Origin of the sequence: Variovorax paradoxus (assembly GCF_902712855.1) — a bacterium.
Lineage (GTDB): Bacteria > Pseudomonadota > Gammaproteobacteria > Burkholderiales > Burkholderiaceae_C > Variovorax > Variovorax paradoxus_Q.
In genome coordinates this window covers 994,932-1,017,525 of sequence record NZ_LR743507.1, presented here as the reverse complement: position 1 = coordinate 1,017,525, position 22,594 = coordinate 994,932, and the positions used below count along the sequence as shown (strand labels likewise).

The following is a 22,594-nucleotide window of genomic DNA, read 5'->3' as shown; positions in this document are numbered from 1 at the left end:
TGAGCACGACGCAATGAGCGCGCTGCTCGAATTGCGTGGAATCAGCAAGCGCTTCGGCGCTTCGCGCGCGCTCGCGGGCGTGGACTTCTCGCTGGCGCGCGGCGAGATCCACGCGCTGTGCGGCGAGAACGGCGCCGGCAAGTCCACGCTGATGAACATCATCGACGGCATCCACCAGCCGGACGAGGGCGAGATCTCGCTCGACGGCCGCGCCGTGGTCATCGACGGACCGGCCCAGGCCATGCGCCTGGGCATCGGCCTGGTGCACCAGGAGATCGCCCTGTGCGGCGACGCCACCGTGGCCGAGAACATCTTCATGCCGGAGATCAACGCCGGCAAGAGCGCGTGGATGAACTACGCCAGCCTCAACGAGCGCGCCGCGACGGTGCTTCGGCGGCTGGGGCAGGACATCGACCCCGCCTGCCTGGTGAAGGACCTGAGCATCTCCACGCAGCAGCTCATCGAGATCGCCAAGGCGCTCACGCTCGACTGCAAGGTGCTGATCCTCGACGAGCCCACCGCCGCGCTCACCGACAACGAATCGGCCGCGCTCTTCAAGGTGCTGCACGACCTGCAGGCGCAGGGCATCGGCATCATCTACATCAGCCACCGCATGGCCGAGATCTTTGCGCACTGCACGCGCGTGACGGTGCTGCGCGACGGACGCAACGTGCACAGCGGGCCGCTGTCCGAGCTCGATGCCGACGGCCTGGTGCGCCGCATGGTCGGGCGCGACCTCGGCAACTACTACCCGCCGAAGCAGGACGACGCGGCGCACGGGGAGCCGGTGCTCGAGGTACGCGACATCGCCGACGGCGAGCGCGTGCACGGCGTGTCGTTCACGCTGCGGCGCGGTGAGATCCTCGGCATCGCGGGCCTCATGGGTGCCGGGCGCAGCGAACTCGCCGAAACGGTATGCGGCCTGCGCACGGCCACGCGCGGCACGGTGCGCCTGCGCGGCAGGACCCTGGCCATCCGAAAGTACAGCGACGCGCTGCGCGAGGGCATCGCCTACCTCAGCGAGGACCGCAAGGCGGCCGGCGTGTTCCTCGACCTGCCCATCGCGCAGAACATCGCCTCGATGGCGCTGAAGCGCGTGAGCTCGCGCTTCGGCCTGCTGCAGCGCCCGGCCGAGCACAGGCTGGCCGTCGAGCTGGGCGTCAGGCTCAGGCTGAAGAGTGACGGCGTGGACATCGACGTGGCAAGCCTGTCGGGCGGCAACCAGCAGAAGGTGGCCATCGCCAAGCTGCTGGCCACCAATCCTTCGGTGCTGCTGATGGACGAGCCCACGCGCGGCGTGGACGTGGGCGCCAAGTCGGAGATCCATCACATCCTGCGCGAGCTGGCCAGCCAGGGCGTGGGCGTGATCGTGATCTCCTCGGAGCTGCCCGAGATCATCGGGCTGTGCGACCGCGCCCTGGTGATACGCGACGGCCGGCTCGCCGGCGAAGCGCAGGACGACGACATGACGGAAGAGGCGCTGCTGCGGCTGGCCTCGGGACTATGCGAACAGGAGACAGCATGAACTACCCGGCTCAACTCGACGCGGGCGCGGCCCCGGGCCTCCAGCCGCGCCAATCGGGCGGCGGCCCCGCAAAACCATCGTCCAGGCTCGCGAGCATGCGCGAGATGGGCCTGCTGCTGATCATCGCGGCGATGTGCGTGGCCATGAGCTTCGCCTCGCCCTACTTCCTCACGTGGGACAACGTGCGCGCGATGCTGCTGTCGTTCTCCATCGAGGGCATCGTGGTGGTGGGCATGACCATCCTGCTGATCGTCGGCGGCATCGACCTGTCGGTGGGCTCGGTGGTGTGCTTCGCGATGGTGGTGACGGGCAAGCTCTTTCTCATGGGCTTCGACCCGTGGACGGCAGGGCTCATCGCCATCGCCGCGAGCGCGGGCATCGGCGCGATGATCGGCGGCTGCGTCACGCGCATCGGGCTGAACCACTTCATCGCCTCGCTGGCCTTCATGGTCATCGTGCGCGGCCTGTGCCTGGCGCTCACGCAGGGAACGCCGCAGTCGCTGTTCTCGCTGCCGGCCTCGTTCAAGTTCATCGGCCAGGGCACGCTGTTCGGCGTGCCGGCGGTGATCCTGATCTTCCTGGCGATCGTGGTCGTCAGCGACTTCGTGCTGCGCCGCTCCACCCTGCTGCGCCGGGTGTTCTACACCGGCAGCAACGAGAAGGCCGCGCTGTACTCGGGCATCCGCGTGGGCCACGTGAAGTTCTGGGTCACTGTGCTGTGCGCGGCCTCCGCAGGTCTCGCAGGCGTGATCTACACCGCGCGCTTCGGTGCCGCCACGCCCACCTTCGGCATGGGCATGGAACTCAACGTGATCGCCGCAGCCGTCATCGGCGGCGCCAGCCTCAAGGGCGGCTCGGGCACGGTGCTGGGCGCGGTCCTCGGCCTGGCGCTGCTGTCGGTGGTGACCAGCTCGCTGATCCTGCTGGACGTGTCGCCCTACTGGCAGGACGTGATCAAGGGACTGATCCTGCTCGCGGCCGTGACCATCGACCACCTCATGAACACGAGAAAGACCAAGCGATGAGCAACAGCAGCAACGCATCGATGAAGAAGACCACCCTCGGCCCTTCGGGCATCGCGTGCTCGACCATCGGCCTGGGCACCTGGGCCATGGGCGGCTGGATGTGGGGCGGCGGTGACAACGCCGCCGCCGTGCTGGCGATCCAGGCCTCGCTCGACGCGGGCGTGACGCTGATCGACACCGCGCCGGCCTACGGGCTCGGGCGTTCGGAAAGCATCGTCGGCACGGCACTGAAGGGGCGGCGACAGGAGGCGGTCGTCGCCACCAAGTGCGGGCTGGTGTGGCACACGCAGAAGGGAACGCACTTCTTTGAAGAAGACGGCCACCCGGTGCACCGCCATCTGGGCCGCGAGTCGATCTTCCATGAGTGCGAGGAAAGCCTGAAGCGCCTGCAGACCGACTACATCGACCTGTACATCACGCACTGGCAGGACAGCACGACGCCCGTCGAGGAAACGATGGGCGCGCTGCTCGACCTCAAGAAGCAGGGAAAGATCCGCGCCATCGGCGTGAGCAACGTGAGCCCCGAGACGCTGGCGGAGTACCTGCGATACGGGCCGGTCGATGCCGCGCAGGAGCGCTACAGCCTGATCGATCGCGAGATCGAGCAGACGCTGGTGCCGCTGTGCACCGAGCACAACGTGGTGGTGCTCGGCTACTCGTCGCTGGCGCTCGGCCTGCTCGCCGGCCCCATCGACCCCGCGCGCCAGTTCACCGGCGACGACCAGCGTGCCGCCAATCCGCGCTTCAGCGCGGAGAACCGCGCGAAGCTGAAGGCCTTCTTCGAGGAACTGGAGCCGCTGCGCCAGCACCTCGAATGCTCGTTCGGACAACTGATGATCGCCTGGACGCTGGCGCGCGGCAGCGTCCAGGTGGCGCTTTGCGGTGCACGCGTGAGCAGGCAGGCCACGGAGAACGCGGGCGCCGGCGCGGTGCAGTTGCGCGACGACGCGCTGGCGCTCATCGACGCCGCCGCAGGCAGGCACCTGCATGCGCTCGCCTGATCCCCCGTCCCTCTTCACCTCAACTTAAGGATCTCTTTCGTATGTCGAAGGACAAGACCGCACGCCTGAACCGGCTGCTGACCAATGGACGCTGCCTGGACATCGCGCTCGATCACGGCGTGTGCAACGAGCCCTCGTTCCTCAACGGCCTGGAAGACATGCCGGCGATCGTCGAGAGACTGGTGGCCGCGGCGCCCGACGCCCTCCAGCTCAACCACGGGCAGGCCGACCTGCTGCAGGACCGCCCGGGACGCGACAAGCCCGCGCTGGTGCAGCGCATCGACATGGGCAACCCCTACAACGCCACCGCGCACCGCGTGATGTGGGCGGTGCTGCAGAACGAACACGACCCGGTGCTGCCGGCCGTGCAGCGCGACGCCGCCTGCGTGGTGGTGAACCTGTTCATGCTGCCCAACGAGCCCGACCTGTTCCGCCAGTGCGTGCAGAACATCGCGCGGGTGCGCGCCGACTGCGACCGCTACGCCATGCCGCTGATGATCGAGCCGCTGGTGATGCGCCCGCACAGCGAACAGGGCGGCTACATGGTCGACGGCGACGCGGAGAAGATCGTGACGCTCGTGCGCCTCGCGCGCGAGATGGGCGCCGACATCGTCAAGGCCGACCCGACCACCGACCCCGCCGAATTCCATCGCGTGGTGCAGGCCGCGCGCTGCCCCGTGCTCGTGCGCGGCGGCGGACGCGAAGACCTGCAGCAGGTGTTCGCGCGCTCTCGCGTGCTGATGGACCAGGGCGCGGTGGGCATGGTGTACGGACGCAACGTCTACCAGCACGCCAACCCGTCGGCGGTGGTGGACGCACTGATGGCCATGATCCACCGCGGCGCGAGCGCCAGGGAGGCCTGGGACATCTACGAAGCGGGCGGCGCAAGAAGACACGAGGACAAACGCAACGCGAGCTGAAGACGCAGCGCCGTCGAGAAAAAAGAGGAGAGGGAGAGGCTGTACGGCCGGCGGCGGACTCGTCGCCGGCCGGGGTGTGCCCTGCGCGCGCACTTCCTTCGAACGAACCCGACAACCTGGAGGCCACGATGAAGATCCGGTATTACTTGATGGCGCTGCTGCTGCCGTTCGTCACGCTGTTGACGCACGCGGCGATCACGGGGGTCAGTCCAATGACGACCCTGAACAACATGGCGGCCGCGGTCTCCGCGGCCGTGGCCGACCCGCTCCCGCTGCAGGGTCCGGGGCTGGGCAACCTCACCTACACCTCGGGCGAACTGTTCAAGCCGGTGTCGATGATCACCAGCCCCGCGCATCCGCTCGACCCGGCGCACAGCAGCGCCTACGAATCGCGCGAGGTGCCCGCCACCTACCCGGGCCGCAAGGACTACGGCATGAACGCCGGCATCATGGTCAACGGCTACTTCCTCACCTCGTTCGCACCGGACAGCGGCCTCGGCCCGGGAGGCTTCCTGCTGTACGACGTGTCGAACCCGCGCCAGATCCAGCTCGTCAAGAAGATCTACGAGCCCGAGGCGCGCACCAAGGAGTTCCGCGAGACGCACTCCTTCGGCACCGCGAAGATCGGCGGCAAGACCTACGTGGTGCTGCCGAGCATCAACGGCGTCGAGTTCTGGGACTTCACCGACGTCAACGACATCAAGCAGGTGAAGAAGCTGGCGCTGCCCGGCGTGAACGGCGGCGACTACGAGAACGTGGCCTGGCAGCTGTGGTGGCAGGCGCCCTACCTGTACGTGGCGTCGGCGGGCCGTGGCATCTTCATCGTCGATGCGACCGACCCCGCGAATGCCGTGATCGCCAACCGCGGCGCGGGCAAGCCCAACCCCGTGCCCACCGGCGAGCTCGGCGGCTTCCGCATCGGCCCGATCTTCACCATGGGCAACCACATGGTGCTGACGGCAATGGAAAGCAACGGCGGCTTCGCGAGCCTGGACATCGCCGATCCGCTCAACCCCAAGGTGCTCGACACCATCGTCGGCAGCACGCCGTTCTACTACGCGACCTGCTTCGACGGCAGGAACCTGCATGCCTCGGCGCGCAACAGCGGCGCGAAGATGTACAGCTACGACCTGAGCGACCGCTCGCGCTTCGTGGCCGAGGACAACCGGCTGGTGATCGACGAGCAGCTCTATTGCGCGACGCAGGACAACTTCGTGATCCAGGGTGCGCAGACGCGCATCCACAAGGTCGACGTGAGCAATCCGCTGAACCATGTGGAGGTGGGCCGCGGCAGCATCCTGCGCGAGGACGATCCGAACTTCACGCACTCCGACAACGGCCAGGTCGCGATGTTCGGCAACCTAGTCTTCGTGGGCAACGACCACGGCTCGGGCAGCGGCTTCGTGGTGCACCAGGTCGACCCGGACACCACCCGGCCCGAGGTGAAGCAGGTCTCGCCCGCCAGCGGTGCGAAGCAGCAGGCGCTGACCTCGCGCATCGGCCTGGGCATGACCGACAACATCCGGCCCGAGAGCGTGAACGCCAACACCTTCATCGTGCGCCCGGTGGGCGGCAACACGCTGGCAGGCACGTACAGCGTGCAGCTCGGCATCATCAACTTCTCGCCCGAGCAGCCGCTGCAGCCCGGCACCAGCTATGAAGTGTTCCTGCCCGCCAACGGCGTGAAGGACTATGCGGGCAACGCCATCGGCGCGGACTACAAGTCGGTGTTCCACACCGGCAACGCGAGCGACATCAGCCTGATGCACCACTGGACGCTGGCGGGCAATCTGTCCGACCAGATCGCCGCGAACAACGGCACGCCAGCCGGCGGCGACGCCTTCGAGAGCATCGGCCTGAACTTCGCGAACCGCACCGCGGGCGTGCCGCTGAAGAACGACACGGTGGCCACCGTGCTCGGCGGCACGGCGTCGCTGAGCTTCTACATGAAGACCACGCAGGCCGGCGGCCCCAACTCGTGGACCGCGCCCGGCATCTTCGGGCGCGACCAGACGGGCGGTGCCGACGACGTGTTCTGGGGCTGGATCGACAGCGGCGGTCGCATCAAGCTGTCCGTGGGCAACGACGGCGGCACCACCTCCACCGCGGCGGTGAACGACGGCGCCTGGCACCACGTGGTGATGACGCGCGACGCGGCCTCCGGTGCGCAGGCGGTGTATGTCGACGGCGTGAAGACCACGTCGGCCGGCCTCGCCGGCACCAAGGGGCTGGCGAACAAGTTTCAGGTGCTGGGCCAGATCCAGGGCAACGCCGCGCTGTTCAAGGGCACGCTGGCGGAGGTGCGCGTCTACGGCCGCGTGCTGAGCGACGCGGACGTCGCCACGCTGCGCAGCCAGGCCATCATCGGGGACCCCGGCATCGGCGGCGGACCGAAGGTGGTGAACGGCCAGCTGGTGTTCAACCCGGCCACGCTGGGCGCGAGCGGCGCGCAGTACCGGTGGAACTTCGGCAACGGCACGATCACCGGGTTCGCGAACCAGCCCAACTACACCTACACCTACACGAGCCCCGGCCATTACACCGTGACGCTCACGGTGCGCGACACGCTCGGCCGCGAGACCTACTACACCTACAACGTGACGGTGATCGCACCGGTGACGGCGCGCGCGCCCACGCACACGACCAACATCGCGGGCGACGCCAGCTCGGTGTATTCCGTCAACCCCGACAGCGGCACGGTGGCGGCCATCGATGCGCAGACGCTGGCCAAGCGCTGGGAGACGCGCGTGGGCGACGAGCCGAAGACGCTGGCCGTGGGCCCCGACGGACGCATCTGGGTGTCGGTGCACGGCGAGGACAAGCTGGTGGCGCTGAATGCGGCGGACGGTGCCGTCTCGGCCACGGTGTCGCTGGCCTACGGCAGCGGCCCTTACGGCGTGGTCTTCACGCCCGATGGCGGCAAGGGCCTGCTCACGCTCGAGAGCAAGTCGGCGCTGATGAGCTTCGACCCGGCCAGCGGCAACGCCACCGGCACGGTCCCGCTGCAGGGCGAAGTGCGCGGCATCGCGGTGAGCGCCGACTCGCAGGTGGCCTACGTGACGCGCTTCAAGTCGAAGATGACCGGCGGGCAGCTGCACAAGGTGAACCTGCAGAACCTGGGAGCCATCGGCACCATCGCGCTGCCGGTGGACACCACCACCGTCGACACCGAGAGCCGCGCGCGCGGCGTGGCCAACTACCTGAGCCAGGTGGTGATCTCACCCGACGGCACGCGCGCCGTGCTGCCTTCGAAGAAGGACAACATCGTGCGCGGCAAGTTCAGGGACGGCAACAACCTGGTGCACGACCAGACGGTGCGCTCGATCCTGTCGCAGGTCGACCTGCAGCAGGCGGCGGAGAAGTTCGACGAGCAGATCGACTTCGACGACCGTGCGCCGGCGCGCGCGGCGCTCTTCTCGCCGGCGGGCGACTACATCTTCGTGGCGCAGATGGAAGGCAACCGGGTGGCGATCGTCGACACCTACACGCGGGCCGTGCGCGGCGAGATCAACGCCAGCAGCGCGCCGCACGGGTTGTACCTGGACGCGGCGCGCAAGCGGCTGTTCGTCAACAACTTCCTGGCGCGCTCGGTGACGGTGCACGACGTGGCCACGGTGCTGTCGGCGGAAAGCAACGCGCCGACCTTCCTGCAGACCGTGCAGACGGTGGCCACGGAGCCGATGGCCGCTGCGGCGCTGCGCGGCAAGCAGGTGTTCTACAACGCCTCGGACCGCCGCATGAGCAAGGACAACTACATCTCCTGCGCGAGCTGCCATGCGGACGGCGGCGACGACGGCATGGTGTGGGACTTCACCCAGCGCGGCGAAGGCCTGCGCCGCACCATCAGCCTGCAGGGCAAGCGCGGCACCAGCCACGGCAAGCTGCACTGGACGGCCAACTTCGACGAGGTGCAGGACTTCGAGAACGACATCCGCAACGAGTTCGGCGGCACCGGCTTCCTGACCAACGCCGACTTCGCGGCCACGGCCGACCCGCTCGGCACACCCAAGGCCGGAAGGAACGCGCAGCTCGACGACCTCGCGGCCTACCTGAACTCGCTCAACAAGTACATGCGCAGCCCTGCGCGGACCGCGGACGGCAACCTGAGCGTGGAGGCGGCGCGCGGCCAGACCGTGTTCAACACGGCGCAGTGCGCCACGTGCCACACCGGCGGCACGCTGCGCGACGGCCTGCGGCACGACGTGGGCACGATCCAGCTGTCGTCGGGCAAGGGCAGCAACCTGCCGCTGGGCGGCGTGGGCTTCGACACGCCGACGCTGTCGGGCACGTGGAACGCGGCATCGTTCTTCCACAACGGCCAGGCCGCCTCGCTGCAGGCCGTGCTCGACAGCGGCCACGGCAACGCCACAGGCCTGCCGCCGTCCGACGTCATTGCGTTGCGCGAGTACGTGCGCTCGCTCGACACCGCCCCGCCGTTCGTCGCGCGCCTGCGCTCCGAGCTCAGCGGCATGTGCGTGAACATCAAGGGCGGCGCCGCCGCGAGCGGCACGACCGCCGTGCAATGGCCTTGCGGCAATGCCAGCCACGAGAAGTTCACGGTGACGCCGATCCTGGGCGGCTACGTGCAGTTCGTGGCCGAGCACAGCGGGCTGTGCCTGGCGCAGAACGGCACGGCAACGACGAATGCGCCCGTGATCCAGGTGGCCTGCTCGGTGGGCAACGCGGCGCAGTGGAGCGTGGTCGGCGGTGCCCTGAAGAACCGGGCGTCGGGTTCGTGCCTGGACGTGCCGAACAGCTCGACGACGCAGGACACGGCGCTCATCACCTGGACCTGCAACGGCGGCAACAACCAGAACTGGGCACAGATCCCGTAGCTGGGCTCGCCCCCAGGATTCGCGGCACTTCGTGTCCGCTTCTCCATCCCCCTGCCGGGGCAGCACCTGAGGCCCGGCAGAGCCGGGTCCTCGGTGTTTCTGGCCCGCCCCCAGGCTTCGCGCACTTCGTGTCGCTTCTCCTACCCCCTACCGGGGGCAACACCGGAGGCCCGGCAAAGCCGGTTCCGCGGTGTGACCCGTCCTGCCATAGGTTGACACCTATGAAGGACACACAGCCGGCTTGATCCAGCCGGCAACGGACGCCCGATGAACCTCATCGGGCGTTTTCAATTTTAGGGACAGGTGCGGTCTCTCTTGGTTGTAGATCTGCACGGCCTGCTGGACCATCCGGCTGGCCTGGGTCAGATCGGCAGGCCGGTGCAGCAGGAACTCCATCTTCAAGATCCCGTTGACGCGCTCGGCCAGCGCGTTCTGATAGCAGTCGTAGCCGTCCGTCATCGAGCAGGCGATGCCGTGGCGGCGGTGGATTTCCTGATAGTCGTTCGAGCAGTACTGGATGCCCCTGTCCGAGTGATGCACCAGCATTTGCCCAGTCTTGCGGCCCTTGAGCGCCACCTTCAGCGCCCGGCTGACCTGCTCGGTGTGCAGGCTGTCGTGCACGTGATGGCCCACGATCTTGCGCGACCACGCATCCGTCACCAGGCTGAGATAGACGAATCCTTGATCGGTCGGCAGGTAGGTGATGTCAGCCACCCAGACCTGCTCGCTGCCGGTGGGGCGCACCTGATCCGGCCCCTGCTTGAGCAGGTTGGGATGACGGCGCAACCGGTGATGGCTGTCGGTGGTCTTGTGATACGCCCGCCTGGGCTGAACCAGCATGTGGGCCTCGCGCAGCACGTCCAGCAACGCATCGCGCCCCAGGCTCGCGTTGGCCTGGTGCAGCGGCTGCTTGAGAAGATGGTGCAGCTTGCGCGCGCCCAGCCGCGGCTGGCGCAGGCGCACGGAACGCACAAGCTCGATCACTGTGTCAGAACGGGCACGGCATTGCTGCTGGTGCTGCAGTTGTTGGTAGTAAGCCTGGCGGCTGACGCCCCAATGGCGGCAAGCCCTCAACACGCTCAGCCCCGGGACGAGCTTTTGCGAGAGGACTTGCCCGAAGGCTTTTTTACGACACGCACCCCATAGTCCTTCTTCAGGACATCGAGCACGGCCTCGAACAACTGAGCCTTCTCATTGGCCTCGCGAAGCTGGACTTCGAGAGCCTTGATCCTCTGCTCAGGAGTCAGCGGCGCAGCGGATGGCGATGCGGAATTCTTGATCGGTACTGGCATGGGAAGCCGACATGATGCCGAACCCCAGCTCTGGCGGCCATGCTTGCGCAGCCACACCAACACCGTCGAGCGACCCTGGATGCCGTAGCGCTCCTGGGCCTGCTTGTACGTGAGCTCGCCTTTTTCTACCTGATCGACCACCGACAGCTTAAAAGCCAGCGTGTAGTCGCTCTGCGTGCGTTTGATGCCTGATTCCATTGACTTGCCTTTTCTGAGAGGAAAAGGTGTCAACCCAGGTCAGGACGGGTCAGTGTTCCACGAAAGGCCGGCCGTTTCACGGCCGGCTTTTTTTTCTTTTGCGCGCGGTCTGCCCATGACCTGCCACGTCATGGACCGCATGCACCGCCTCTGGGAAAGTACCTCCATCGATCAACCAACCAGGAGAAAACACCATGACCGGCTTCAACATCCTTCCCCTCGCAGTCGCCTTGCTGATCGGCGTCGCGGCCCTCGGTTCCTGCCTCGGCATCGGGCTGGTCGGACAGAAGTTCCTGGAGGGCACCGCGCGCCAGCCCGAGCTTGTCGACACGCTGCAGACCAAGTTCTTCCTGGTGGCGGGCGTGACCGATGGCGCATTCATCATCGCCACCGGTATCGGCCTCTGGTTCGCCACCGCCAACCCGTTCGGATGAGCACCGCGCCGCGCGCCGCAGGAGGCGCGTGCACCAGGAAGTGACACGATGAATTGGCACCATTCGTGCTAGCACCGTTGACACCGAATTGTTTATAGTTAAAGTATTTAGCTATCAACGGTTCAATGTTGACGGTACCGCAGGGAGCGGTGCCTGCGTCGTTTCACTATTCCTAGCCGGAGAATCCATGAGCCACCTGTCCCCGAAGTCGCCCGCGCTGCCGCGCACCCTGCTTTCGCTGCTGCTGTGCGGTGCGGCCCTCGGCACCGCGGCATCGGCCGCGGCCGCACCGGTCAAGGTGGGCTTGGCCCTCGACATCTCAGGGCCATTCGCGGCACTCGGCGCAGAGGCGCGCGACGGCTTCGCGCTCGGCATCAAGCAGCTGGGCGGCAAGCTGGGCGGCCAGGACGTCGAGTTCGTGCAGGCCGACATGGCCGGCAGTCCCGACCAGGCCAAGCAACTGGTCGACCGCATGATCCAGCGCGACAAGATCGACCTCTTCAGCGGCCCCATCGGCTCCAACGTGGCGCTGGCCGTGGGCCCGACGCTCTTCAACGCCAAGGTGCCCTACCTCTCTGCCAACGCGGGCCCGAGCCAGTTCGCGGGTGCGCAGTGCAACGCCTACTTCTTCGGCACCGCCTATCAGAACGACCAGTTCCACGAGGCCGCAGGCAAGTTCGCGCAGGACCGCGCATTCAAGAAGATCGTGCTGATCGCGCCCAACTACCCCGCCGGCAAGGACGCGCTGGGCGGCTTCAAGCGCCAGTTCAAGGGACAGGTGGCCGACGAGCTCTACACCAAGCTCGGCCAGATCGACTACGCCGCCGAACTCGCGCAGCTGCGTGCGTCCAAGCCCGACTCGATCTATTTCTTCCTGCCCGGCGCGATGGGCATCAACTTCATCAAGCAGTTCGTGGGCGCGGGTCTGTCGAAGGACATCACGCTCGTCACCAGCGGCTTCTCGGCCGACGAGGACGTGATCGGTGCCGTGGGCGACCCGATGCTCGGCCTGTTCAACACCTCGCACTGGGCGCACGACCTGGACAACGCGGCCAACAAGCAGTTCGTGGCCGCGTTCCGCAAGGAATACAACGGCCGCTATCCGTCGGTGTACGCGGCCCAGGCCTACGACGCGATCCTCGCGATGGACGCGGCCGTGAAGCAGGCCGGTGGCAACGCGCAGAACCGCGAGGCCGTGGTGGCCGCGCTGAAGAAGGCCAACTACGCGTCGACGCGCGGCAGCTTCAAGTACGCGAACAACCACTACCCCATCGAGAACTTCTACCTGCGCGTGATCGGCAAGGACGCGCAGGGCAAGGTCACGAACAAGCTGATCAACACGGTGCTCACGAACTACGGCGACAGCTACGCCGACAAGTGCGGGCTCAAGTAACGCCCCCGGGCGGCACAACGCTCGCCCCCAGGCTTCGCGCACTTCGTGTCGCTTCTCCTCCCCCCTGCCGGGGGCAACACCTGAGGCCCGGCAGAGTCGGCTCCTCGGTGTTCCTCGAATGAAAACGCGGGCAAACCTGCTGGTTCTTCTATGAGTGGAATTCTTGTTCTCGAGCAGTTGCTCAACGGCCTGGGCTACGGCCTGATGCTGTTCCTGCTGGCCGCGGGCCTCACGCTGGTGTTCGGCATCATGGACGTGCTGAACCTGGCGCACGGCTCGCTGTTCATGGCCGGCGCCTACGTGGCGGCCGAGGCGCACACGCGCACAGGCTCGTTCGCGGCGGCCATCGTCATCGCGGTGGCGGTCACGGTGGTGGTGGCGCTGCTGCTCGAGGTGCTGCTGATGCGCCGGCTCTACACGCGCGACCACCTCGCGCAGGTGCTGGCCACGTTCGGCGTGATCCTGGTGGCCGACGACATCGTGAAGATGGTGTGGGGACCGTCGCCGGTGATGGCACCGACGCCGGCCGCGCTGTCGGGGCCGGTCAACCTCATGGACGGCCTGCCCTACCCTTCGTACCGGCTTGTCATCCTGGTGGGCGGCCTGCTGGTGGCGCTTGCGCTCTACCTGTTGGTGAACCACACGCGCATCGGCATGCGTGTGCGCGCGGGCGCGTCCGACCGGCCGATGGCCGAGCTGATGGGCGTGCGCGTGGGCCGCATCTTCAATGGCGTGTTCCTGCTCGGTGCGGCGCTGGCCGCGCTGGCGGGCGCGCTGATGGGGCCGATCGTCGCGGTGCAGGTAGGCATGGGCGAAGCCATCCTGATTCCTGCGCTGGTGGTGCTTGTGATCGGCGGCATCGGCTCGGTGCGCGGCGCTTTCGTGGCCGCACTGCTGGTGGGCGTGGTCGACACCGTGGGTCGTGCCTTCGTGCCGATGCTGCTGCGCGCCACGCTGCCGCCGGCCACCGCGGCCGACCTGGGCCCGCTGTTCGCCGAGGTCGCGATGTATGCGCTGATGGTGGTGGTCCTCATCTTCCGGCCGTCCGGGCTGTTCTCCGCGAGATCATGAGTTCATCTTCCTCGTCTTCATTCTTCTCGCGAGCCCTCGGCGCCGGGCTGCTGCTGGCGCTGCTCGCGGTCTTCCCGCTGGTGGCGCCATTGTTCGGCCTCGAGTTCTACATCGGCTTCGTGCGTCGCGTGCTCATCGCGGCGCTGGCCGCGGCGAGCCTGAATTTCATCCTCGGCTTCGGCGGCATGGTGGCGCTCGGGCATGCGGGCTTCATCGGCATGGGTGCATACACGGTGGTGGCGCTCAGCGACGCGGGCGTGATGTCGGGCTGGCTCCTCTGGCCGGCCGCGGCACTGGTCGCTGGCCTGGTGGCGGCGCTCATCGGCACGGTGGCGCTGCGCACGCGCGGCGTGTACTTCATCATGACCACGCTGGCCTTCGCGCAGATGCTGTACTTTGTGGTGGTGTCGCTGCGCAAGTACGGCGGCGACGACGGCTACACGCTGATGTCGCGCCCCACGCTGCTGCCGGGGCTGGACCTGGGCAACGAGTCGAACTTCTACTGGGTGGTGCTGGCCATCGTCGCGCTGGCGCTGTGGTGGCTGCACCGCGCAACGCAATCGCGCTTCGGCCACGCGCTCATGGGCATCCGCGACAACGAGACGCGCATGCGTGCGCTCGGCTACCCGGTGTTCCGGCTGCAGCTGGTGGCCTTCGCCATCGCAGGCGCCATCGCGGGCCTTGCAGGAGCGCTGCTGGCGGGCGGCAACGGCTTCGTGAGCCCGGCCACGATGCACTGGACGCAGTCGGCCACGCTGCTGGTGATGGTCGTCATCGGCGGGCTGGGGCGCAGCTGGGGCGGGCCGGTGGGTGCCGTCGTCTGGCTGGTGCTCGAAGAGGCCTTGAAGCAGCACACTGAGCATTGGCACATGCCGCTTGGGTTGTTGCTGATCGCCGTGGCGTTGTGGGCACCCAAGGGACTTGCTGCCCTGTACAAGCGCCGCCTGCCCCTCACCCCAACCCTCTCCACCACCCTTTCACCGGAAGGGCGAGGGAGCAAGCCATGAGCCTTTTCAGAATCGAAGGATTGGTCAAGCGCTTCGGCGGCCTGCTGGCGACCGACCATGTGAGCCTTACCGTCGAGCGCGGCGAAGTGCATGCGCTGATCGGGCCGAACGGCGCGGGCAAGACCACGCTGGTCAACCTCATCACCGGACTGCTGAAGGCCGACGCCGGCCGCCTGCTGCTCGACGAGCGCGACATCACCGCGCTGAAGGACCACCAGCGCGTGGCCGCCGGCATGTCGCGCTGCTTCCAGGTGACGCGCGTGTTCCCCAAGGAAACCGTGCACGACAACCTGATGCTCGCGGCGCAGGCCCATGCGGGCAGCAGCCTGCGCTTCATGGCGCCGCGCGCGAACGAGCGCGCCTTGGTCGACCGCGCCGTGGCGCTGGCCGAACGCGTGGGCCTGGCCGGCGAACGCGAACGCATCGCGGGCACGCTGCCGCACGGCGCGCAGCGTGCGCTCGACGTGGCACTCGCGCTCGCGGCCGAGCCCAAGCTGCTGCTGCTCGACGAGCCCATGGCCGGCATGGGCCCGGATGAATCGGCGCGCATGGTGGAACTCATCGAATCGCTGCGCGCGTCGATGGCCATCCTGCTGATCGAACACGACATGGACGCGGTGTTCCGCCTGGCCAACCGCCTCACGGTGCTGGTGCAGGGCAAGGTGCTGATGAGCGGCACGGCCGACGAAGTGCGCGGCCACCCCGACGTGCAGGCGGTGTACCTCGGCACCGAGGCGGAAGGGCATTCATGACTCGCCTTCAGGCTGCGCGCACTGCGTGTCGCTTCGCCTACCCCCTGCCGGGGGCAACACCGGAGGCCCGGCAAAGCCGGCTCCTCGGTGTTCCTGGCTCGCCCCCAGGCTGCGCGGCACTTCGTGTCCGCTTCGCCTACCCCCTGCCGGGGGCAACACCGGAGGCCCGGCAAAGCCGGTTCCTCGGTGTTTCTGGCTCGCCCCCAGGCTGCGCGGCACTTCGTGTCCGCTTCGCCTACCCCCTGCCGGGGGCAACACCGGAGGCCCGGCAAAGCCGGCTCCTCGGTGTTTCCCGTCCTGACAACGCCCGCCTCGCACGGTCGAGAACGACGAGACACTGAGATGCTGCTAGAAGCGAAATCCATCGAGGCCGGCTACGGCGCGAGCCAGGTGCTGTTCGGCATCGACATCGACATCCGGCCCGGCGAGGTCGTCGCGCTGCTCGGGCGCAACGGCATGGGCAAGAGCACGCTGCTGAAGGTGCTCACGGGCACGCTCCCGCCGATGCGCGGCAGTGTGCAGTTCGGGGGCGAGGCCATCGGCGGACCGGACAGGTCGATGAAGCCCGACGCGATCGCTCGCCGCGGCGTGGCCATCGTGCCCGAGGGCCGTCACGTGTTTCCCAACCTCAGCGTGGACGAGCACCTGCGCGCCTTCGCGCGGCCGAGGCCGGGCAGCGCGCCGCGCTGGACGGTCGAGGCGCTCTACGGCCTGTTCCCGCGCCTCGGCGAACGCAAGGCCAACGCGGGCAACCAGCTCTCGGGCGGCGAACAGCAGATGCTGGCGATTGCGCGCGCGCTCTCCACGCACCCGCGCCTCTTGATCCTCGACGAGGCCACCGAGGGCCTGGCCCCGGTGATCCGCGAGGAGATCTGGAACTGCATCGCCACGCTCAAGGCCGAGGGCGAGGCCATCCTCGTGGTCGACAAGTACGTGCAGCGCCTGCTGCCGCTGGCCAACCGGCATGTGATCCTGGAACGCGGCCGCGTGGTGTGGCAAGGCGACTCGGCATCGCTCGACGCCGACCGGTCGCTGTGGACGCGCTACCTGGGCGTCTGAAGACCGCGGCCGGGTCAGGCGCTGGCGGTTCCGGACCCCGCCGCCCGCGCATGCCCCAGCGTGCGCAGCGCGAGCAGCAGCACGGCCACCGCGCAGCACGCGATGCCCGCCACCATCGGCAGCGGCGTGCCGTCGGCGAATGGCGACACCAGCGCCACCACCACCGCGCCGCCCACGAAGTTGAGCGTGCCGAGCAACGCCGACGCGGTGCCGGCGCGCGCCGCGTGCGCTTCCATCGCCACCACGAACGTCGACGGCACGATGACGCCGTTGAGCCCGTACAGCCCCATCAGCAGGCCGACCAGCACGCCGAGCCGGTCGACGCCCGCGAGCGTCAGCACCAGCAGCAGCACCGCGATCGCTGCGCTGGCCGCGACCGCGGTGCGCAGCACGCGCCGCACGCCGAAGCGCGCGGTGAGCCAGCCGTTCGCCTGCGACGCCAGGATCATCGTCACCGCATTGAGCGCGAACAGCACGGCGTAGGTGCGCGGCGGCACGCTAAAGTGCGTGCCCATCACGAACGACGAATTCGCCACGTACACGAAGAAGCCCGACAGCGTGAGGGAGGCCATGAAGGCCACGCCCAAAAAATGCCGGTCGCGCAGCAGCACGCCATAGGCGGCCATCGCGGCGCGCAGGCTGCTTTGTGCGCGCGCAGCCGGTGGCCGCGTTTCGGGCAGCAGCACGACGACCATCGCCGCGGCCAGCACGGCCAGCGCGCCGACCACCCAGAACACCGCGCGCCAGCCCGCGGCCCCGGCCACGAAGCTGCCCGCCAGCGGCGCCAGGATCGGCGACACGCTGTAGACCAGGATCAGCAGCGACATGAGGCGCGCCGCATCGGCGCCGGTGTGCAGGTCGCGCACCACGGCGCGCGGCGTCACCATGCATGCGCAGGCGCCCAGGCCCTGCAGCAGCCGGAAGGCGATGAGCACGCCGATGTCCGGCGCCAGCGCGCAGCCGATGCTCGCGAGCACGAACACCGCGAGGCCCACGTACATCGGGCGCTTGCGGCCGAAGATGTCCGACAGCGGGCCGGCCACCAGCTGGCCCGCGCCGGTCGCGATGAAGAAAGCCATCAGGCTGGCCTGCACCGCGCGCGGGCCGGCGCCCAGCGACAGCCCGATCGCCGGCAGCGCAGGCAGGTACATGTCGATGGCGCTGGGCCCGATGGCGGTGAGCAGGCCCAGCACCACGGCGTAGCGTGAAAGTCGAGCGTTCGAGGAGGACATGCGCCAATGCTCGCGCCGCATGCTGAATGATTGAATAATCAAAACCCCACTTTTCCTATTCGTTCGTACAAATCACCATGGACCCGCTGTCCGACGTCCTGTCGATGCTCACCGTGAGCAGCACGCTGTCCTCGCGCTTCGAGGCGCGCGGCCGCTGGGCCTTCCGCTATCCGCACTACGCCTCGCACATCAAGCTGGGCTGCGTGCTCGAAGGCCGGCTGCGAATGCAGGTCGAGCGCATGGGCGACGGGGTGCTGCTGGAAGCCGGCGACTTCTACCTGCTGACCAACGGGCAGCCCTTCACCGCCGCCACCGATCCGCCGGGGCCGATGCAGGACGGCGTGCAGGCAAGCCGCGACCACCGCGGCCCCGACGGCGTGATGCGGTTCGAGGGCCAGGGCGCCGAGGAGGGGCCAGTGGTGGTCATGGCCACAGGCCGCTTCACGCTGGCCGGCGAAGCGGGCGAACTGCTGCTGCGCCACCTGCCGCCGTTCATCCACCTGCGCGCAAGCGACCCAGGCACGCGGCCGCTCGCCGGCCTGCTGGACCTGCTGGGCTGGGAAACGGCCGAACTGCGGCCGGGCGCCTCGATCGCACGCACCAACCTCGCTGCGCTGGTGCTGGTGCAGGCGCTGCGCGTGCACCTGGCGAACGCGCCGCAGCCCGAGGGCTGGCTCGGCGCGATGGCCGATGCGCGCATCGGCGAGGCGCTGTCGTGCATGCATGGCGACATCGCGCAGCCATGGACCGTCGAGCGCCTCGCGCAGTCGGCCGGCATGTCGCGCACCGCCTTCGCGCTGCGCTTCAAGGCGCTCACGGGCGCGACGCCGCTCGACTACCTGGGCGGCTGGCGCATGACGGTGGCACGCAACGCGCTGCGGCACAGCGACGAAGCCATCGCGCGCATCGCCGAGCGCATCGGCTACCAGTCGGAGACCGCATTCAGCGCCGCGTTCCGGCGCACGGTCGGCGAGAGCCCGGGGCGCTTCCGCACGCTGGCGCGTGCGCAGGAAGCCGCCGCCGCGGGCTGACGACGCGGCCGGCGCCGCTCAGTCGGGCGCTGCGTCCAGCTGCAGCACCAGGTCGCGGCTCGCCTGGTTCATGCCGGCGACGTCCACCGTGCTGCCGTGCTTGCGCAGCCGGTCGACCACCTTCTTCAGTGCGGCCACGGCAGTGACGTCCCAGAAGTGCGCCTGCGTCACGTCGATGCACACCGGTGCACCGTCGATCTCGCGCACGTCGAAGGCGTCGACAAGCATGTCGGCCGAGGCGAAGAAGACCTGGCCGGTGACGCGGTACACGCGCGTGCCGTCGTCGGCCAGCCGCATGTGAACGTGCAGCAGGCGCGCCACCTTGAAGGTGAAGAACACGCCGCTCAGCATCACGCCGGTGGCCACGCCCGCGGCGAGGTTGTCGGTGGCCACGGTGACGGCCACCGTCGCGAGCATCACCGCACTCGACATTCGCGGATGCCGCACCAGCGTGCGCAGCGAGCCCCAGTCGAAGGTCGAGGCCGACACCATCACCATGATCGCCACCAGCGCCGCCACCGGCACCTGCGACACCCAGGGCTTGAGCAGCACCATGAGGATCAGCAGGAATGCGCCCGCGAACAGCGTCGACAGCCGTCCGCGTCCGCCGTAGCGCACGTTGCTCACCGTCTGGCCGATCATTCCGCAGCCCGCGATGCCGCCGAAGAAGCTCGCGGCCACGTTGGCCACGCCCAGGCCGCTGCACTCGCGGTTCTTCGAGCTCGGCGTGTCGGTGAGTTCGTCGACCACGCTGGCGGTCATCATCGATTCGAGCAGGCCGACCATCGCGATGGCGAACGCCGGCAGCGCGATGATGCGCAAGGTGTCGAGCGTCAGTGGCACTTCTGGCAACGCGAAGGCGGGCAAGGCGCCCGGCAGCTGGCCCAGGTCGGCCACGGTCTTGAGCGGCAGGCCGAGCCAGTGGCCCGCGAGCGTGACCACCACGATGCACACCAGCGGCGACGGCACCGCAGTCGTCAGGCGCGGCAGCAGGTAGATCACGGCCAGACCGAGCCCGACCATGGCCCAGGTCGCGGTGTTGGCGCCGACGAAGTGCGGCATCTGCGCCGCGAAGATCAGGATCGCCAGCGCGTTGACGAAGCCGGTGCGCACCGACGACGACACGAAGCGCATCAGCACCCCGAGCCGCAGCAGGCCGAACACGATCTGCATCGCCCCGGCCAGCACGCCGGCCGCCAGCAGGTACGGCAGGCCATGTGCGTGCACCAGCGGTGCGGCGACCAGCGCCACGGAGCCGGCGGCGGCCGACACCATGGCCGGCCGTCCGCCCGTGAACGCGATGACGATGCCGATGACGAACGAGGCGAACAGCCCGACCGCCGGATCGACGCCCGCCACGAAGGCAAAGGCGATGACTTCGGGAATGAGCGCGAAGGTGGCGACGGCGCCGGCCATCAGCTCGCGGGGAATGCTCGGGCACCACTCGGTGCGCAGGCGACTGTGTTGGGAAGACATGGAAGAGGGAAAGCAGCCCGCATGCCGCCGACGGGGCATGCGGGACAAGGGCAGGACGGTGAGACCGCTGCGCGGCCCCGTGGAGGCTTCGGCGGCCGCGGCCGCCGCGTCGCTGCGCGGGCGTCAAGGAGGCGTCGGCCGCGAGCAGCCGGATTGACGGCGGCGGATGGGAAAGCGCGGGAGCCTCGAACACATGGGGCGCGATTGTAGGGAGAGCCCCTGTCCTTCGGCGGCGGTCGGGCTTCGGTGGCGGCTCTGCGGCCCTCGCATGCATTTTTTCGCGGGCCCTTGCGTGCCCGCGGTGCAAGGTCACACCGAACGCGTGATGCCGCCGTCCACCCGCAGGTTCTGCCCGGTGATATAGCCCGCGCCTTCCGAGGCGAGGAAGCCGATGACGGCGGCGATCTCGCTGCTCTTGCCGTAGCGGCCCATCGGGATGCGCGAGCGGAACTCGGCCTTCTCGGGCAGGCTGTCGATGAAGCCCGGCAGCACGTTGTTCATGCGCACGTTGTGCGCGGCGTACTTGTCCGCGAACAGCTTGGTGAAGGCCGCCAGCCCGGCGCGGAACACGCCCGAGGTCGGGAACACCGGGTCGGGCTCGAAAGCGGCGAAGGTCGAGATGTTGATGATCGTGCCGCCGCCCTGCTGCACCATCAGCGGCGCCACCAGCCGCGCGGGGCGCACCGCGCCCAGCAGGTACACGTCCAGGCCGCGGTGCCAGTCCTCGTCGGTGATGTCGAGGATCGGCGCGCGCGGGCCGTGGCCGGCGCTGTTGACCAGCACGTCGACGCGGCCCCATTCGCTGCTCACGCGGTCCACGAGGCGCTTCAGGTCGTCGTTCGACTGGTTCGAGCCTGTGACGCCGATGCCGCCGAGTTCGGCCGCCAGCGCCTCGCCCTTGCCCGACGACGAAAGAATGGCCACGCGGAAGCCGTCGTCCGCGAGCCTGCGCGCGGCCGCCGCGCCCATGCCGCTGCCGCCTGCGGTGACGATGGCGACCTTCTTCTGATCTGACATGCTGGGTTCCTTGGTTGCGATGAACCCCCGAATTTAGCCAGCCGGGACGGCGCCCGCGCGGCCGTGGCTATTCGCCGATGTCCCAGCGCGCCTTCACGGGGAAGGGTTCGGCGTGTTGCCGCTCGAAGCGCTGGAGCTCCTCTTCCATGCGGTCCTGCGGGATCAGCGAGAGCACCGGCTCGGGCCGCGCACGCGGGCCTGTCCTGTAGGGCCGCTGTTCGATCGGCAGGCGGCTCAGGGCCTGCAGCCAGGCCGCGGTCTCCGCGTCCATGAAGGCCGTCACGGCGGCCACGTCGGCGACGACGCGTTCGGCCATCTCTTCCTCCGCAAGATCCGCCTCCTCTAGCCAGCTCAGGTCCGCGAAGGTCTGCAGCAGCTTGGCGCAGACGAAGTCGGAGAACGACGCGTGGTCGATGCGGCTCTCGTCGGCGTCGTGCCACACCAAGGCCACGCCCACGCTGCCGTCTTCCAGCGGCGCCAGGCAATAGGCGTCGCCCGCGCCCGACTGCGCGAAGGGCAGGAAGCGGCGGCCGTCCTGCCACTTGGCATCGAGCCACTCGTCGAGCGTGCTGGCCGCCTCGGCGGTGTCGATCCATTCGAAGTCGCTGAAGCTGGCCAGTTCGGGCTGACCGGCGGCCAGCAAGTGCGCGAGCAATGGCGGGATGTCGATGCCGGTGCGGCGCGACAGATCGCTGAAATCCATTCCGCTCACACGGAGGGCATGGTCGCCTGCATCGACGCGCGCTGGTTGAAGACGTCGAACCACTTCGCGCTGTTCGGCGCCCCGGTACGCCAGTCGACGTCGGGGAAGCGGAAGTCCATGTAGCCGAGCGCGCAGCCGAAGGCGATGGTGCCGATGTCGACGCGGTCGCCGAACGAAGGCGCCGCCGTCTCCAGCCATTCGAGACCGGTGCGCACCTTGGCCAGCTGGCCGTCGGTCCAGTCGGCCCAGCGCAGTTCCTCGGGGCGCAGCACGTTCTCGTAGCGCGCGAGCAGCGCGGCACCGGTCATGCCGTCGGCCAGCGCGAGCTCGGTCAGGCGCGACCAGCGCGCGGCACCGTCGGCCGGGAACAGCCTGCCGCCGTGCGTGGCGTCCAGGTATTCGCAGATCACGCGGCTGTCGAACAGCACCTGACCGTCGTCGGTGAGGAAGGTCGGCACCTGGCCGAGCGGGTTCTTCGGGATGATGGTGGCGTCGCGCTTCACCGGACCGGCCGCGCTGGGCAGCTTTTCGATGCGCCCGGCCACGCCGAGCTCGTGCGCCACGACCATGCACTTGCGCACGAAGGGCGATGCGGGGGAAAAGAAGATTTTCATCGGGCGAGG

Annotated in this window: 18 protein-coding genes; 12 read left to right on the top strand and 6 right to left on the bottom strand. The window is 68.5% G+C overall.

Annotated elements, in window-relative coordinates; genetic code table 11:
* The first annotated feature begins 13 nt into the window (after positions 1–13).
* The 5 genes from AACL56_RS04740 (at position 14) to AACL56_RS04720 (ending at position 9,306) form a co-directional block, all read left to right on the top strand.
* Positions 14–1,525, top strand: a complete 1,512-nt coding sequence (locus tag AACL56_RS04740) for a sugar ABC transporter ATP-binding protein (protein WP_339092797.1) — start codon at positions 14–16, stop codon at positions 1,523–1,525.
* A complete protein-coding gene (locus AACL56_RS04735; RefSeq protein ID WP_339088680.1) occupies positions 1,522–2,550 on the top strand; it encodes an ABC transporter permease in 1,029 nt (342 codons plus the stop codon). Before AACL56_RS04740 ends, AACL56_RS04735 begins: the two co-directional genes overlap by 4 nt.
* On the top strand, positions 2,547–3,551 hold the full coding sequence (locus AACL56_RS04730) for an aldo/keto reductase (protein ID WP_339088679.1): 1,005 nt from the start codon (positions 2,547–2,549) through the stop codon (positions 3,549–3,551). Before AACL56_RS04735 ends, AACL56_RS04730 begins: the two co-directional genes overlap by 4 nt.
* 41 nt (positions 3,552–3,592) lie before the next feature.
* Positions 3,593–4,471, top strand: a complete 879-nt coding sequence (locus tag AACL56_RS04725) for a class I fructose-bisphosphate aldolase (protein ID WP_339088678.1) — start codon at positions 3,593–3,595, stop codon at positions 4,469–4,471.
* A 128-nt stretch (positions 4,472–4,599) separates the two neighbouring features.
* Positions 4,600–9,306 carry an RICIN domain-containing protein gene (locus AACL56_RS04720; RefSeq protein WP_339088677.1) on the top strand — a complete coding sequence of 1,569 codons (4,707 nt, stop codon included), beginning with the start codon at positions 4,600–4,602 and terminating at the stop codon, positions 9,304–9,306.
* A gap of 219 nt (positions 9,307–9,525) precedes the next feature.
* On the opposite strand, the gene AACL56_RS04715 is transcribed toward AACL56_RS04720, so the two are convergent.
* A protein-coding gene (locus tag AACL56_RS04715) for an IS3 family transposase (RefSeq protein ID WP_339088234.1) occupies positions 9,526–10,796 on the bottom strand; the annotation gives its coding sequence in 2 pieces (ribosomal slippage) (positions 9,526–10,434 and positions 10,437–10,796; 1,269 coding nt in all).
* 194 nt (positions 10,797–10,990) lie between these two features.
* Here AACL56_RS04715 and atpE point away from each other — a divergent pair.
* From atpE to AACL56_RS04685, 6 genes are all read left to right on the top strand, one after another.
* Positions 10,991–11,230: a F0F1 ATP synthase subunit C gene (gene atpE, locus AACL56_RS04710; RefSeq protein ID WP_339088676.1), complete on the top strand. Its 240-nt coding sequence runs from the start codon at positions 10,991–10,993 to the stop codon at positions 11,228–11,230.
* 187 nt (positions 11,231–11,417) lie between these two features.
* The gene (locus AACL56_RS04705; protein ID WP_339088675.1) at positions 11,418–12,623 is read left to right on the top strand and encodes an ABC transporter substrate-binding protein; all 1,206 of its coding nucleotides are present in this window, start codon (positions 11,418–11,420) and stop codon (positions 12,621–12,623) included.
* 150 nt (positions 12,624–12,773) lie between these two features.
* Complete coding sequence (locus AACL56_RS04700) at positions 12,774–13,694, top strand: branched-chain amino acid ABC transporter permease (protein ID WP_339088674.1); 921 nt, start codon at positions 12,774–12,776, stop codon at positions 13,692–13,694.
* A complete protein-coding gene (locus tag AACL56_RS04695) occupies positions 13,691–14,701 on the top strand; it encodes a branched-chain amino acid ABC transporter permease (RefSeq protein WP_339088673.1) in 1,011 nt (336 codons plus the stop codon). The genes AACL56_RS04700 and AACL56_RS04695 overlap by 4 nt, the downstream gene beginning before the upstream one ends.
* On the top strand, positions 14,698–15,453 hold the full coding sequence (locus tag AACL56_RS04690) for an ABC transporter ATP-binding protein (RefSeq protein WP_339088672.1): 756 nt from the start codon (positions 14,698–14,700) through the stop codon (positions 15,451–15,453). The genes AACL56_RS04695 and AACL56_RS04690 overlap by 4 nt, the downstream gene beginning before the upstream one ends.
* Positions 15,454–15,798: 345 nt before the next feature.
* The gene (locus AACL56_RS04685; RefSeq protein WP_425337048.1) at positions 15,799–16,512 is read left to right on the top strand and encodes an ABC transporter ATP-binding protein; all 714 of its coding nucleotides are present in this window, start codon (positions 15,799–15,801) and stop codon (positions 16,510–16,512) included.
* A gap of 14 nt (positions 16,513–16,526) precedes the next feature.
* Here the strand turns inward: AACL56_RS04685 and AACL56_RS04680 are convergent, their stop codons facing one another.
* Entirely contained in the window at positions 16,527–17,744 is a 1,218-nt protein-coding gene (locus tag AACL56_RS04680; protein ID WP_339088670.1) for a multidrug effflux MFS transporter, read from the bottom strand.
* A gap of 77 nt (positions 17,745–17,821) precedes the next feature.
* Here AACL56_RS04680 and AACL56_RS04675 point away from each other — a divergent pair, with 77 nt between their 5' ends.
* Positions 17,822–18,775, top strand: coding sequence for an AraC family transcriptional regulator (locus tag AACL56_RS04675; RefSeq protein WP_339088669.1), 954 nt, complete (start codon positions 17,822–17,824; stop codon positions 18,773–18,775).
* An 18-nt stretch (positions 18,776–18,793) separates the two neighbouring features.
* Here the strand turns inward: AACL56_RS04675 and AACL56_RS04670 are convergent, their stop codons facing one another.
* The 4 genes from AACL56_RS04670 to AACL56_RS04655 form a co-directional block, all read right to left on the bottom strand.
* The gene (locus AACL56_RS04670; protein ID WP_339088668.1) at positions 18,794–20,251 is read right to left on the bottom strand and encodes a SulP family inorganic anion transporter; all 1,458 of its coding nucleotides are present in this window, start codon (positions 20,249–20,251) and stop codon (positions 18,794–18,796) included.
* A 309-nt stretch (positions 20,252–20,560) separates the two neighbouring features.
* Positions 20,561–21,268: an SDR family oxidoreductase gene (locus AACL56_RS04665; RefSeq protein ID WP_339088667.1), complete on the bottom strand. Its 708-nt coding sequence runs from the start codon at positions 21,266–21,268 to the stop codon at positions 20,561–20,563.
* Positions 21,269–21,335: 67 nt separating this feature from the next.
* Positions 21,336–21,971 (bottom strand): SMI1/KNR4 family protein, encoded by a 636-nt coding sequence (locus AACL56_RS04660; RefSeq protein WP_339088666.1) that lies wholly within the window; start codon positions 21,969–21,971, stop codon positions 21,336–21,338.
* 5 nt (positions 21,972–21,976) lie between these two features.
* Positions 21,977–22,585 carry a glutathione S-transferase gene (locus AACL56_RS04655; RefSeq protein WP_339088665.1) on the bottom strand — a complete coding sequence of 203 codons (609 nt, stop codon included), beginning with the start codon at positions 22,583–22,585 and terminating at the stop codon, positions 21,977–21,979.
* Positions 22,586–22,594 lie beyond the last annotated feature (9 nt).

Bases quoted from the DNA above. Each gene is read 5' to 3' on its own strand.
- AACL56_RS04740 (WP_339092797.1), top strand. From the start codon at position 14: ATGAGCGCGCTGCTCGAATTGCGTGGAATCAGCAAGCGCTTCGGCGCT.
- AACL56_RS04735 (WP_339088680.1), top strand. From the start codon at position 1,522: ATGAACTACCCGGCTCAACTCGACGCGGGCGCGGCCCCGGGCCTCCAG.
- AACL56_RS04730 (WP_339088679.1), top strand. From the start codon at position 2,547: ATGAGCAACAGCAGCAACGCATCGATGAAGAAGACCACCCTCGGCCCT.
- AACL56_RS04725 (WP_339088678.1), top strand. From the start codon at position 3,593: ATGTCGAAGGACAAGACCGCACGCCTGAACCGGCTGCTGACCAATGGA.
- AACL56_RS04720 (WP_339088677.1), top strand. From the start codon at position 4,600: ATGAAGATCCGGTATTACTTGATGGCGCTGCTGCTGCCGTTCGTCACG.
- atpE (WP_339088676.1), top strand. From the start codon at position 10,991: ATGACCGGCTTCAACATCCTTCCCCTCGCAGTCGCCTTGCTGATCGGC.
- AACL56_RS04705 (WP_339088675.1), top strand. From the start codon at position 11,418: ATGAGCCACCTGTCCCCGAAGTCGCCCGCGCTGCCGCGCACCCTGCTT.
- AACL56_RS04700 (WP_339088674.1), top strand. From the start codon at position 12,774: ATGAGTGGAATTCTTGTTCTCGAGCAGTTGCTCAACGGCCTGGGCTAC.
- AACL56_RS04695 (WP_339088673.1), top strand. From the start codon at position 13,691: ATGAGTTCATCTTCCTCGTCTTCATTCTTCTCGCGAGCCCTCGGCGCC.
- AACL56_RS04690 (WP_339088672.1), top strand. From the start codon at position 14,698: ATGAGCCTTTTCAGAATCGAAGGATTGGTCAAGCGCTTCGGCGGCCTG.
- AACL56_RS04680 (WP_339088670.1), bottom strand. From the start codon at position 17,744: ATGTCCTCCTCGAACGCTCGACTTTCACGCTACGCCGTGGTGCTGGGC.
- AACL56_RS04675 (WP_339088669.1), top strand. From the start codon at position 17,822: ATGGACCCGCTGTCCGACGTCCTGTCGATGCTCACCGTGAGCAGCACG.
- AACL56_RS04670 (WP_339088668.1), bottom strand. From the start codon at position 20,251: ATGTCTTCCCAACACAGTCGCCTGCGCACCGAGTGGTGCCCGAGCATT.
- AACL56_RS04665 (WP_339088667.1), bottom strand. From the start codon at position 21,268: ATGTCAGATCAGAAGAAGGTCGCCATCGTCACCGCAGGCGGCAGCGGC.
- AACL56_RS04660 (WP_339088666.1), bottom strand. From the start codon at position 21,971: ATGGATTTCAGCGATCTGTCGCGCCGCACCGGCATCGACATCCCGCCA.
- AACL56_RS04655 (WP_339088665.1), bottom strand. From the start codon at position 22,585: ATGAAAATCTTCTTTTCCCCCGCATCGCCCTTCGTGCGCAAGTGCATG.